Below are 11,613 nucleotides of genomic sequence, written 5' to 3' on the forward strand. Positions count from 1 at the left end.
CGCGAACTGACCCTTAGGGATATGATGCCTAGTGCGTCGCGGCTCGTGGCAACGCCACGGGCGCAGTGGCGTAGATGTGCATTGCCTCGGGCGCGGTGCGTGGACGGTCGATCTTCGCGCGCGTCTTTGCGGCGGAGCGCTCGACGGAATAGGCGCCCCATAGCAGGCCGTAGATCAGGAAAAGATGCCGCCAGTGATCATTGTCGATCACATTGTGGATGAAGAGCTGTCCGATAAAGACAGCGTAGACGCACTGGATGAACGGCGTCCAGGCGCGCTTCAGGAACACCAGCGGCGTCGCGATCACGAGCGTCAAGATGGCGAGCGCGATATAGGCGAAGCCGCCGAGCCAGCCATAGACCGTGAATCCCTTCAGCCACATATTGTGCTCGTCCTCGCCCATGGTGAGGCCGAACTGGAACGGTCCGATGCCGAGCGGATGCTCCTGGATCAGGAAGAGGCCGATGAGATGGCGCTCGAAACGTCCGAGGCGTGATGCGTCATAGTCCTGCAGCAGCTTGAAGCGCTGGACGAAGACCTCCTGCACCGCCGGGATCGAAACCGCGACGACGAGGATGAGCGCCACGAAGAGCACGCCGGCGGACAGTGCCGCGAGCATTCTGAGGCGCTTGCTCGAACGGTGCTCGGTGATGAACACCAGCAGCACCATGACGGCGAGCGACAGAATTGCCATGCCCCAGGCGCCGCGCGAGAACGAGAGAAAGATGCCGGCGAGCAGGATCAGCGCGCCAAGCATGCTCCAACCGGAACGCAGGATCGAGCGCGTCAGGATCGAGCGGGCGAGCACGACGAAGGGCAGGATCAGGAACGGCCCGAAGACATTCGGATCCTTGAACGGTCCCTTGGCCCGCTCATAGAGCGTGAACATCGAGGCGCCGGGAATCGCGCCGAAATAGCCGAGAATGCCGATCAGCGCGCAGACGATCGCCGAGGCGATATACGCGCGCTCGATGGTGCGGAGGCGCCGCGCCGTGTCGGCCTGCAGGATCGCGCAGTAGAAAATGGCGGAAATGACCAGAAACGCCGTGGTGGCAAGATAGGTCGTCGGCTTGGCGAAGGCGGTCAGCTGGGTGAAGGAGAGCAGCCCGCCGGCGACATAGAGCATCATCAGCGCGATAAGCGGCGTCATGGCGCGCGTGAGCTTCAGGCCGAAGAAGAGCCAGACGAGCACGACGAGGCAGAGCAGCAGGTCCGATGGCGCCGGCTCGATCATCACGAAACCGGAAAGGAAGACGAGCGTCGCGATCGTCGCCCGCGCGATCGCTGCGCCATTGAGGCCACGCGGCGCGGATGCGGCGGCGCTCAATAGGCATTCTCCGAGCGGATCAGCCGCAGCGGCGTCACCAGGATGATGTAGAGGTCGAAGAGCAGCGACCAGCGCTCGATATAGTGCAGGTCGCATTCGACCCGGCGCTGGATCTTCTCCGGCACGTCGATCTCGCCGCGCCAGCCATTGATCTGCGCCCAGCCCGTGATGCCGGGCTTGACGCGGTGGCGCGCGAAATAGCCGTCGACGACCTCTTCCCACAGCCGATCGGCGGTGTGCGCATTCACGGCATGGGGGCGGGGACCGACCAGCGAGAGTTCGCCGCGCAGCACATTGAAGAGCTGCGGCAGTTCATCGATCGAGGAGCGGCGGATGAAGCGCCCGACGCGCGTCACGCGCGGATCATCCCGCGTCACCGCAACCTTCGCCGTGGGATCGGTCAGGTGGTGATACATCGAGCGGAACTTCAGGACCTCGATCACCTCGTTGTTGAAGCCGAAACGCCGCTGGCGGAACAGGATCGGCCCCGGGCTGTCGAGGCGGATGGCGATGGCGGCACCGAACATCAGCGGCGAGAGCAGGATCAGGGCGAGCGTGCCGACGACGATGTCGAAGCACCGCTTGGCAAGCGCGTCCCAGCCGGAAATCGGCCGGTCGAGCAGGTCGAGGAAGGGTACTTCGCCGACATAGGAATAGGCGCGCGGCGCGAGCCGCAGCCGGCTACCGAGCGCGGAGAGGCGGATATCGGCGGGCAGGACGAAGAGCTGGCGCAGGATTCCGGCCAGCCGCTCTTCCGCACTTGTCGGAAACGCGACGAGGAGCAGGTCGATCCGCGCCACGCGGGCGAAGGCGACCAGTTCGGCGATCGTGCCGAGCTTGGCGTGCCCCGCGATCTCGTCGGGCGAGCGCGCATCGGCGCGATCATCGAAGATGCCACAGATCCGGATGCCCGAGGTCGGATCGCGCTCGAGCGCCTCGATCAGCTTTGCCGCATCCGCGCCGCCGCCGACGATCACGGCGCGACGCTCGAGCCGGCCGCTGCGGGACCAGCGTGCGATCAGCCGTGCGAGGAAGGCGCGGGAGACAAGGAAATAGACGATGCCGACGATGGCGTAGGCGACCAGCCATTGCCGCGCGCCGGACGAATCGACGCCGAGGAGAAAGCCCACGGCCGCGGCGAGCAACATGGTCAGCGCCCAGCCGAGGAGGAGGCGCGCCAGCGCCGCAACCGGATCGCGCAGCGCCGCGAGATCATAGCCGCGCTGCGAGCGGGCGAGCAGGGTCGCAAACACCGGCGCTGCGATCGCGCCGAGATAGGCCAGGCGATAGGCGAAGGGGCTGGCGCTGGTGAGCAGCGAGAGCAGCACGCCGAGGAGGATGAGCGCGACGAGATCGACCGCCCAGACGCCGCTCCCGAGCACCAAGGGGGAAATCGGGCGATCCGACAGACGCGCCGCCGCCAGACGCGCCCTTTCAGGAAGCGCATCGGCGGAGCGGATCTCCAGCCTCGGGGTCATGCGAGCGGTCATGCCATCGGGTCGGTCTTCTCAATCGCGACGGACCCTAGCGTGGCGCGGCTAACAAAGCTTTGCGGCGATTGAATAAAGTCGCTGACCGATTCGGCGGGTATCCCGGGCCGGCGGGGGCGGTCGCCGCCGATGTCGGTTCGTCAGGGCGTCTCGGGCCGCGGCAGAACCTTCCGCCCGCGCGCCAGCCCATAGGCCTCCGTCACGTTGCGCGCCATGGCCTCGACGGAGAAGCGGGGCCGGATGCTTTCGCGGAGCGCCGCGGCCTCGGCCTCGGCCGTTGCGGGATCGTCCAGCAGGCGGCGCATCTCAGTTGCCAGAGCTTCGGCCGACCCGGGCGGGACCAGGCGCGTGCGCTGTTCGGCGAAGATCTCGGGAATGCCGCCGACATCGGTCGCGACCAGAGGACGATCGGCGCCGATCGCCTCGAGGACGATATAGGGCATCGATTCGGCGCGCGACGGGACGACGACGATCCGCGCCATCGCGAAGGCCTTGCGCGCCGGCATGGCGGCATGGAAGCGCGTCGTTGCGGCGAGGCCGAGTTCGGCCGTCTGCCGCTGGTAGCGCTCCGTGTCCGGACCGTCGCCGACCATGAGCGCGCGCGGCGCGATGCCGGTTTCGTCCCGGATCCTCGCGAGCGCGGCGAGGAAGAGGTCGGGCCCCTTCAGGTCGCGCATCATGCCGATATAGAGGAAGTCGGCCGCTTCGGCCTCCGTCTCGACGGGAACGAACTCCGCATCGCGGATGCCGTTCGAGGCGATGACGAAGGGGCGCCGCGGCGTCCCGACCTTGGCGCGGAAGGCCTCGGCCTCGAAGGCCGAGACGAAGACGAAGGCGTCGGTGAAGCGTTCCAGCGCGCGTTCGAGGAGGAAGAACACTTTCCCGGACCGGCTCGCCACGTCGTAGTGGAGGCTGCCGCCATGCGGACAATAGAGGCGCGCGGCCGAAGAGCCTGTGAGGCGGAGCAGGGCGCCGATCACGCGGCCATACGCGCCGCCCTTGGCGCCGTGCGTATGGATGATGTCCGGCCGCAGGGCCTTCATCTGTCGATAGAGGCGGAGAAAGGCGGTCAGGTCGGAGGGCGAGATCTGCCGCCGCATCGGCACGCGGTGGAGGCCGAGCGCCAGCTGCGGCTCGATCGCGCGAAACAGCGCCTCCTCATGCGCGCCGCCGGTCGAGGAATCACAGACGATGCCGACCAGCGCGCCGTCGGCGACCTGCATCTCCACCAGATCGCGCACATGGCGGAAGATGCCGCCTACCGGCGAGCGGAAGCAATGAACGATCCGGGGCCGGTTGGCTCCATCGACGAGGGCGTCGCCGGCACCGACCATGACCTAGAAGAACCGCTCGCGGACGTTGATCGTGTCGCCGGGGAGGACGGGCTGCGTCGGTAGCAGGCGGACCGTCGTGACCTTTCCATTGATCTGGCGCGTGACGTCGACGTCGCCGCGCTGGGCGCGCGGGGTGAAGCCGCCGGCGATCGCGACGGCGGTCTGCACCGTCATGCCGCTGACGAAGGGATACTGGCCGGCGCTGGCGACCTCGCCCATGATGAAGAACGGCCGGTAGCGGTCGATCTCGACCGAGACGTCGGGATCGCGCAGGAAGCGGCCGGATTTGAGCTTGGCGGCGACCTCGCCTTCGAGCTCCTGCGTCGTGCGGCCCCGCGCCGCGACCGCGCCGATGAGCGGCATCGAGATATAGCCGGCCTGGTCGATCAGATAGGTGTTGGAGAGGTCGGTCTGCCCGAACACCACGACGCGCAGCCGGTCGCCGCTGTCGAGTCGGTATGGGCCCACAAGCGTCTTGTAGGTCGTCGCATCGGGCGGCGGATAGGACGACTGGCAGGCGCTGAGGAAGAGCGTCCCGATGATCATGGCGACGAGGCAGACGAGGCGCATCGGAGGACGATTCCAGGCTGCGGTGAATATGGTGCGATGGTCGGGGCTTATGGTTAATGCGCGGTAAAGTCGAGGCTGCCGCGAGCCGTTGAATCGCAGATTCTTAAAGGTTGAGCGGCAGGATTAACGGGTCGGTTACCTTAAGTTTCGATCATCGGCGCGTCTCCAGCGGGATTCGCCGGCACGATGAGCGAGAATAGCGTTTCAAGGATCGATGCGGGAAGGGCGGAGGATGTCGAGCTCGACACCCGCCTGCTGTTCCGCGCTCTGCTCCGGTCGCTGCGATATCTGGTGCCGCTGATCGTGCTGGCGGCGCTTGCCGTCTTCATCGGCCTCGGCTTCCTGACCCCGCGCTACACCTCGCAATCGATGGTGCTGATCGAGCCGGGTGAATCGCAGCTGACCCAGGCGACGAGCGGCAGCGACGAGGTGCGGTCGCTGCTCGATTCGGAAGGCGTCGCGAGCCAGGTGCAGCTGATCGCCTCGCGCGACATCGTCGCGAACGTCGTGGAATCGCTCAATCTTTCGGCGCTGCCGGAGTTCGACCGGCCGACTTTTGCCGAGCGGATCCAGGCCTTCCTCGCACGCTTCGGCCTCGGCGGGGCGACCAATCCGGCGACGACGGAGGAGCGGGTTCTTCAGCGCTTCTCCGATGCCTTGCAGGTCTATTCGGTCGACAAGACCCGCGTCATCACGATCGCCTTTTCCTCGTCCGATCCCGCGCTTTCGGCCCGCGTCGCCAATGCCGTCGCCGATGCCTATCTCGCGCTCGATCGCGAGGCGAAGCGCAAGACGACCGCGGACGCGAGCCGCTGGCTGGAGACTCAGATCGACGATTTGCGGCTGCGGGTGTCCGAATCCGAGGCCAAGGTCGAATCGTTCCGTGCCGAGCACGGCCTGTTCATGGGCGGGCAGAACGGCACGCAGTCGCTGCCGCAGCAAAGGCTCGACGACCTCAACGCCGAATTCGCACGGCTGGAGGCGGCGCGCGCCAGCGCCGACGCCAATGCCGCCGCGATCCGCAATGGCCTCAGGGCCGGCAATCTCGATCTGCCGGAAGTGCTCGATTCGGCGCTGATCCAGCGCCTCCGCGAACAGCAGGTCGCGCTCCGCGCGCAGATCGCCCAGCTGTCGGCGACGCTCGGCGGCAATCATCCACGCATCCGGGAATTGAACGCCCAGCTTGGCGATCTCGATACGCAGATCCGTCGCGAGGCCGAGCGCGTGCTCAAGAGCTTCGAAGGCCAGGTCGATACGGCGAAGGCGCGCGAGAACGAGATCCTCGCGGATCTGAAGCGCACGCAGTCGCAGACTGCGCAGTCGAACGACGCCGAGGTCCAGCTGCGGGCGTTGCAGCGCGAGGCGACATCGCAGCGCGATCTGCTGGAGAGCTATCTGCGCCGCTATCGCGAGGCGACGTCGCGCCAGGATGGCGATTATGTTCAGGCGGATGCCCGCGTGATCTCGCGCGCCGCCGTGCCGATCGAGCCGTCCTTCCCGCGCAAGGTGCCGATGACGGCGGCCGTGACCGTGGCCCTGCTGCTGCTCTCGATCACCTTCGTCGTGCTGCGCGAACTGATGAGCGGACGCGCGCTGCGCCCGATCGGGCCGGTTTCGGTCGTGCCCCCGACGCGGCCGGAATCGTCGGCATGGGCGGAAGGCGGCGACGTCGTTCGCCTGATGCCGGCGGAGCCGACGCCGCCGCCCAGCATGGCGAGCGAGGTCCCGGATCGGTTGCGGCCGCTGATCGATCGGCTTGGCGAGATCGAGGCCCGCCGCATCGTCGTGTGCCCGGCCGAGGTCGGCACGGCCGGACGTCCGCTCGCCGCCGTGACGCTGGCGCGGCAGCTCTCCCGCCGCGGCCGGCGCGTGGTGCTGCTCGATCTGCATGACGACGGCGCCGACGGCGCTGCGATGGCGGGCGAGGACGAGAAGCTTCCCGGCTATGCCGAATTGTTCGGCGGTTCTGCGACGTTCGCGCAGACGATCTTCCGCGATCGCTATTCGCGCGCCCACATCATTCCCCGTGGTCGCGGCACGCTTGCTGAGGGCTACGCCGCGACGGCCCGTTTCGGAACCATCCTCGACGCGCTCGATCACACCTATGAGCATGTCGTCATCGATACGGACGGGGCGTGCGGCGACAAGCTGGCGGGCGAGGCGGCGGCCGTCGTGCTCGTCGTCGAAGAGACGACCAGCGAGAAGGTGCGCGCGGAGGCGATCGAGCGGTTCCGCGCGGCTGGCAAGGCGGAGATCCTCGTGCTGGTCGCCAAGGCCGAGGCGCCCGGGGAAACGGGCCCATCCGCCGCCGTGGCGTGATCAGTCCGCTGTCTGATCGCTCGCAGGGCTTTCCTGGCCGCGGATGCGGCGCCGGATGGCCTTGGCGAGGCGAAACAGGCGCTCGTTGGAACGGATCCGCTGCTCCAGCCGATCTGCCATGCGGATCATGGCGAGGCCGGCGCGGCCGCGCAGCGTAACCGGCAGGATCAGGCGAACCTGCGGTTCGGCGGTCTGGAGCCACGACCATTTGTAACGGTCGTCGCCGCGGCCGAGGTCGAACGCCGTGAGGCCGGCTGCGCAGGCATGCGCGGTCAGGTCATGCAGCAGGAGTTCCCCCGGCGTGATCCGGCGCCAGACATCGTCGCTGACCGACAGGAAATAGCCGCTGAGCCGCCCACCAGCCTCGCCGCCGCCGAAGATCGCGCGGATGCTGCCATCGAACTCGATCGCATAGAGGTCCAGCAGGGCCTCGTGCTGCCGCCAGCGACGCGCGATCAAGGCGTGAAAGAAGGCCGGCACGCCCGGCTCGGCGAAGCTGTCGTCGATGCCCATGCGCGCGAACCACGCCGCCTTTTCGGCGCGGAATTGCGCGAAGAGCGCCAAGGCATCGGCCTCGCTCTCGGCCCGGCGGAAGCGATAGCCGCCGACCGGAGCGAGCGCGTTCACCTGGCTCCGATGCTTCTTGGCCTTGCGGCCGCGCCGCTCGGGACCGAGCGTCGTCGCAAGGTCGGCGGCCAGATCCAGGCGGCCGAGCGGGAGGCGAGCAGGCTTTGCATCGGGATGATGCGCCAATGGCACGTCGGCGCCGTTCCACTGGAGGGGCAGGGCGTCGAGGTCGATCAGGTCGATCGCGGTCGGCGCGGCCCGGAGCGCGTCCCGCAAGGCTTTCGCGAGGGCGACGGGGTCTTCCACCCCCCCGCGGCAATCGGCGTCCGTCAGGGGCATGCGGATATTCGCATGCTCGCCGCCGGGATAGCGCGCGATCCGGAGTGGGCCGATGCGTTCGACCCCGAGCGGCAGGATCATGGCCAGGCGACCCGCGGTGCGGATGGCAAGGATCACCGGCTCGATCGCCTGTTCGCGTGCGATGCTCTCAGCCCATGCGGCCGTCCAGCCGAACTGCTGATAGACGGAGGCATCGGCCCGCGCGGCCATGGCGCGCCATTCCCGCTCGATTGCCGCGCCGTCGCGCAGCACGGAAACCGTGAGCGGCCCGTCGGACATCGCGTCGCGTCGCGGCTGTTCCCCCACGTGAAAAGCGTCCTCGATGCGCAGCATGTGTCCCGTCTCGTTTCGGGGACCCTATCAACCTAGTGTAAACGCGATCTTCGTATTGCCTTTGCGGGGTGCTTGCGCAGCGGCAGACGGGCATCCGCAATGGGGCGAGACGCATGCCGATGACGGAGACCAGGACATGCGCCTCCAGGCGCTGAGGCGCTTCGTCATCCGCTCGGGTCTCGAAGGGCTGCATGCCGGCCGCACGCCTGCGCTGTTCGGGCGCTGGACGCGCGGATGCGGCGCGATCCTGATGTTTCACCACGTCCGCCCAGCCGCGGACGCGCGCTTCCGCCCGAATTCGCATCTCGAAGTCACGCCGGAATTTCTCGAACGCGTCATTCATCACGTGCGCGAGCGCGGCATGGATATCGTCGATCTCGACGAGGCGGCGGCGCGCCTGTCCGATCCGGAGCATGCACGCCGCTTCGTGGTGCTCACCTTCGACGACGGCTACCGCAACAATCTCGTGCACGCCTATCCTGTGCTGAAACGCGCGGGCGCGCCCTTCACCATCTATGTCGCGACCGGATTCGTTGATGGCACCGCCACGCCCTGGTGGGACGTCGCGTCGGCCATCGTGGCGGGGAGCCGCAGCATCCGTGTCGCGATCGACGGCACGACGATCGAGCGGCGCGTCGAGAACGTGGCGGAGAAACAGCGCGCGGTAGATGCGCTGATCGCGGCGCTGATCCGCGTGCCGGAGGACGAGCAGCGGCGCGCCGTCGTCGCCGCGGCCGTGGCGCATGGCGTCGATATCGCCGCGCTGGTTCGCGCTTCGATGATGAGCTGGGACGAGATTCGCGCTCTCGCAGCCGACCCGCTCGCCACCATCGGCGCGCATACGATCGGGCATTACGCGCTGTCGCGGCTCGATGGCCAGCGCGCACGGGCCGAAATGGCGGCGAGCGCCGAGCGCATCGCGGCGATGGCGGGCATCCGGCCCCGCCATTTCGCCTATCCCTATGGCTCGCCGGAAACCGTGGGCGCGCGCGATGTCGCGCTGGCGCGCGAACTCGGCTTCGCGACGGCGGTCACGACCCGCCGCGGTGTGCTCGTCCCCGCCCATGCGCGGCATCTGCACGCACTGCCGCGCATTTCGGTCAATGGCGACTATCAGCAGCTCCGCATACTCGACCTGCTGCTGTCGGGCGTTCCCTATGCGATCGAGCGGCGGATCAACCGCCTTCGCGGCCGGGCGTCGGCTTCTGCATCCAGCGGATGATGAGGCCGGCCGGCGGGACCCAGGCGAGGCCGGCCAGCGCATAGAAGAACCACAGCCAGGCGCCGGGGATGTTCTGGATCGGAATGGTGATCACGACGAGCGAATAGACGATCACGAAGCCGACCAGGATGATCATTCCGATGAATTTGCGCAGCCGCTCGGGCATTGCCGGCTCCTCCTTGCGTTCGCGTGACGCAATAACCCTTCGCGCGGCGGGCGGCAAATCGGTTTCGGCGGTTCGCCTGCGACGAGGTGCCGATTGTCGGATGACGGGCAGGGCGCTATGTCGCCAGCGGGGCGCAGCGAGGTAAGGGCATCATGGCGGATCAGGCTTCGATGGCAGGCGCCGGCGTCGGCACACGGGATCGGCGGCGCGACAGGGCGCTCATTCGTGCGTGGCTGCTGGCCGTCATCATCATGATCGTCGCCATGATCGTCGTCGGCGGGGCGACCCGCCTGACGGATTCGGGCCTTTCCATCACGGAGTGGAGGCCGATCCACGGCGTGATTCCGCCGCTCAACGAGGCGGAGTGGCAGGAAGAATTCGTCAAATACCAGCAGATCCCGCAATATCAGCAGCTCAACAAGGGCATGAGCCTCGACGCTTTCAAGAGCATCTTCTGGTGGGAGTGGGCGCATCGCCTGCTGGGCCGGCTGATCGGCGTCGTGTTCTTCGTGCCCTTCGTCCTGCTCTGGCTGACGGGACGGATCGAGCGGCGGCTTCTCGCCCCGCTCGCCGGGCTGTTCGTGCTCGGCGGGCTGCAGGGCGCGGTCGGCTGGTGGATGGTGGCGAGCGGGCTTGTCAACCGCGTCGACGTCTCGCAATACCGCCTCGCGACCCATCTCCTGCTCGCCTGCTTCATCCTGGCCGCGACGGTCTGGATCCGGCGCGGCCTCGCGCCGGCGGATGGCGATCCGCGCGCGAAGGTGTTGCCGCTCAAGGGGATGGCGACGTTTCTTGTCGTGGTCGTCTTCTTCCAGATATTCCTCGGCGGGCTCGTCGCCGGCCTCGATGCGGGTTTCACCTACAACACCTGGCCGCTCATGGACGGATCGCTGATCCCGGCCGGCGTCTATGAGTACGAGCCGGCGTGGCGCAGCGTCTTCGAGGATGTGATGACGGTGCAGTTCGATCACCGCATCGTCGCCTATCTGCTGTTCGTCGGCGCCGCGGTCCACGCCTGGCAGGCGATCCGCCTCGCGCCGGGGAGCCGCGCGACCCGCCGTGCGCTGCATCTGCTGGTGCTCGTGCTGGCGCAGGCCGCACTCGGCATCACGACGCTGCTGATGGTGGTGCCGATCGACGTCGCGCTGGCGCACCAGTTCGGCGCGGCGATCGTGCTCATCGCCGCGGTGTCGCATCGCCGGGCCCTGTCCGATCCGATCCCGGTCGAGGGCTGACGCTCCGACCGAACCCGGTGGCAAGCCGGGTCCGTTCGGGCTGCGAAGGAACCGCGCCTATTGATAGGTGGCGACGCGGAGGTCCGTGAACTCCCAGATATTCTGCTGGGATTGCTCGGATTCGGAATAAAGGCCGATCGCGCTGCCGCCCTTCGGCGGCTGCCCGCGGAAATCCGTGATCTTGGTGCCGTTCAGAAACAGCGTGCCCGTGTTCCCGCGCAGCGCCAGTTCCATCACGTCCTGATCCCCGGGCTTCACCTGGACGGCCGCATTGGCCGCCAGCGGGTAGATCGGAGTCCAGCCGCTGGCGAGGTGCCGCCAGATGCCGACCTTACCGTCGGTCTTGATCGCCGCCATGTAGTATTTGTCGCTGTTCTCGTACCAGAAGATCATGCCGCCGGTGCCAGCCGGCGCGTCCTTGACTTCCGGAACCTTGAACGTGACGCAGGCGAAGACATTGTCGAAGATGAACGCCGGGTTTACCCAGTACATGATGCCGTTCAGGGGGGCCTTGAGAAAGGCCTTGCCGTCCTGGGCATAGGCGCCGTCGGAATTGGCTCCCCAGGAGGGATCCGGCGGCGAGAATTTCTCCTCGAACTCCACATTGGTTCCCTGGCACGCCGCGGCGGCGAAGCCGCAGCTTGCGAGCAGGACAGAAGCAGCAATTGAAAGGGATTTCCACATCGCCATTACCTGCCGTTCTTGTAGGAG

Annotated in this window: 10 protein-coding genes; 3 read left to right on the top strand and 7 right to left on the bottom strand. The window is 67.4% G+C overall.

Going from position 1 to position 11,613, the window contains the following annotated elements; translation table 11 throughout:
- Window positions 1-28: 28 nt before the first annotated feature.
- The 4 genes from GGR25_RS01825 to GGR25_RS01840 form a co-directional block, all read right to left on the bottom strand.
- Window positions 29-1,327: an O-antigen ligase family protein gene (locus tag GGR25_RS01825; RefSeq protein WP_183397017.1), complete on the bottom strand. Its 1,299-nt coding sequence runs from the start codon at window positions 1,325-1,327 to the stop codon at window positions 29-31.
- Window positions 1,324-2,805 (bottom strand): undecaprenyl-phosphate glucose phosphotransferase, encoded by a 1,482-nt coding sequence (locus GGR25_RS01830; RefSeq protein WP_246409142.1) that lies wholly within the window; start codon window positions 2,803-2,805, stop codon window positions 1,324-1,326. Before GGR25_RS01830 ends, GGR25_RS01825 begins: the two co-directional genes overlap by 4 nt.
- A gap of 152 nt (window positions 2,806-2,957) precedes the next feature.
- The gene (locus GGR25_RS01835; RefSeq protein ID WP_183397019.1) at window positions 2,958-4,151 is read right to left on the bottom strand and encodes a glycosyltransferase family 4 protein; all 1,194 of its coding nucleotides are present in this window, start codon (window positions 4,149-4,151) and stop codon (window positions 2,958-2,960) included.
- Window positions 4,152-4,154: 3 nt separating this feature from the next.
- Entirely contained in the window at window positions 4,155-4,721 is a 567-nt protein-coding gene (locus GGR25_RS01840) for a polysaccharide biosynthesis/export family protein (protein ID WP_246409144.1), read from the bottom strand.
- Between the two features lie 186 nt (window positions 4,722-4,907).
- Between GGR25_RS01840 and GGR25_RS01845 the strand changes: the two genes are divergently transcribed.
- Window positions 4,908-7,040 carry a GumC family protein gene (locus tag GGR25_RS01845; RefSeq protein ID WP_183397020.1) on the top strand — a complete coding sequence of 711 codons (2,133 nt, stop codon included), beginning with the start codon at window positions 4,908-4,910 and terminating at the stop codon, window positions 7,038-7,040.
- On the opposite strand, the gene GGR25_RS01850 is transcribed toward GGR25_RS01845, so the two are convergent.
- The gene (locus tag GGR25_RS01850) at window positions 7,041-8,279 is read right to left on the bottom strand and encodes a GNAT family N-acetyltransferase (RefSeq protein WP_183397021.1); all 1,239 of its coding nucleotides are present in this window, start codon (window positions 8,277-8,279) and stop codon (window positions 7,041-7,043) included.
- Between the two features lie 136 nt (window positions 8,280-8,415).
- On the opposite strand from GGR25_RS01850, the gene GGR25_RS01855 reads away from it, so the two are divergent.
- A complete protein-coding gene (locus tag GGR25_RS01855) occupies window positions 8,416-9,501 on the top strand; it encodes a polysaccharide deacetylase family protein (RefSeq protein WP_183397022.1) in 1,086 nt (361 codons plus the stop codon).
- Here GGR25_RS01855 and GGR25_RS01860 read toward each other — a convergent pair.
- Entirely contained in the window at window positions 9,455-9,667 is a 213-nt protein-coding gene (locus tag GGR25_RS01860; RefSeq protein WP_183397023.1) for a DUF2842 domain-containing protein, read from the bottom strand. The genes GGR25_RS01855 and GGR25_RS01860 overlap by 47 nt on opposite strands.
- Before the next feature lie 152 nt (window positions 9,668-9,819).
- Between GGR25_RS01860 and GGR25_RS01865 the strand changes: the two genes are divergently transcribed.
- The gene (locus GGR25_RS01865) at window positions 9,820-10,902 is read left to right on the top strand and encodes a COX15/CtaA family protein (RefSeq protein ID WP_246409146.1); all 1,083 of its coding nucleotides are present in this window, start codon (window positions 9,820-9,822) and stop codon (window positions 10,900-10,902) included.
- A gap of 57 nt (window positions 10,903-10,959) precedes the next feature.
- On the opposite strand, the gene GGR25_RS01870 is transcribed toward GGR25_RS01865, so the two are convergent.
- On the bottom strand, window positions 10,960-11,586 hold the full coding sequence (locus tag GGR25_RS01870; RefSeq protein ID WP_183397024.1) for a LamG domain-containing protein: 627 nt from the start codon (window positions 11,584-11,586) through the stop codon (window positions 10,960-10,962).
- Window positions 11,587-11,613: the final 27 nt, after the last annotated feature.

Origin of the sequence: Kaistia hirudinis (assembly GCF_014196455.1) — a bacterium.
GTDB classification, from domain to species: Bacteria; Pseudomonadota; Alphaproteobacteria; order Rhizobiales; family Kaistiaceae; genus Kaistia; species Kaistia hirudinis.

What these genes read in the sequence shown, in the direction of transcription:
- GGR25_RS01830 (WP_246409142.1), bottom strand. Translation starts at nt 2,805, where the DNA reads ATGACCCCGAGGCTGGAGATCCGCTCCGCCGATGCGCTTCCTGAAAGG.
- GGR25_RS01835 (WP_183397019.1), bottom strand. Translation starts at nt 4,151, where the DNA reads ATGGTCGGTGCCGGCGACGCCCTCGTCGATGGAGCCAACCGGCCCCGG.
- GGR25_RS01840 (WP_246409144.1), bottom strand. Translation starts at nt 4,721, where the DNA reads ATGCGCCTCGTCTGCCTCGTCGCCATGATCATCGGGACGCTCTTCCTC.
- GGR25_RS01845 (WP_183397020.1), top strand. Translation starts at nt 4,908, where the DNA reads ATGAGCGAGAATAGCGTTTCAAGGATCGATGCGGGAAGGGCGGAGGAT.
- GGR25_RS01850 (WP_183397021.1), bottom strand. Translation starts at nt 8,279, where the DNA reads ATGCTGCGCATCGAGGACGCTTTTCACGTGGGGGAACAGCCGCGACGC.
- GGR25_RS01855 (WP_183397022.1), top strand. Translation starts at nt 8,416, where the DNA reads ATGCGCCTCCAGGCGCTGAGGCGCTTCGTCATCCGCTCGGGTCTCGAA.
- GGR25_RS01860 (WP_183397023.1), bottom strand. Translation starts at nt 9,667, where the DNA reads ATGCCCGAGCGGCTGCGCAAATTCATCGGAATGATCATCCTGGTCGGC.
- GGR25_RS01865 (WP_246409146.1), top strand. Translation starts at nt 9,820, where the DNA reads ATGGCGGATCAGGCTTCGATGGCAGGCGCCGGCGTCGGCACACGGGAT.
- GGR25_RS01870 (WP_183397024.1), bottom strand. Translation starts at nt 11,586, where the DNA reads ATGTGGAAATCCCTTTCAATTGCTGCTTCTGTCCTGCTCGCAAGCTGC.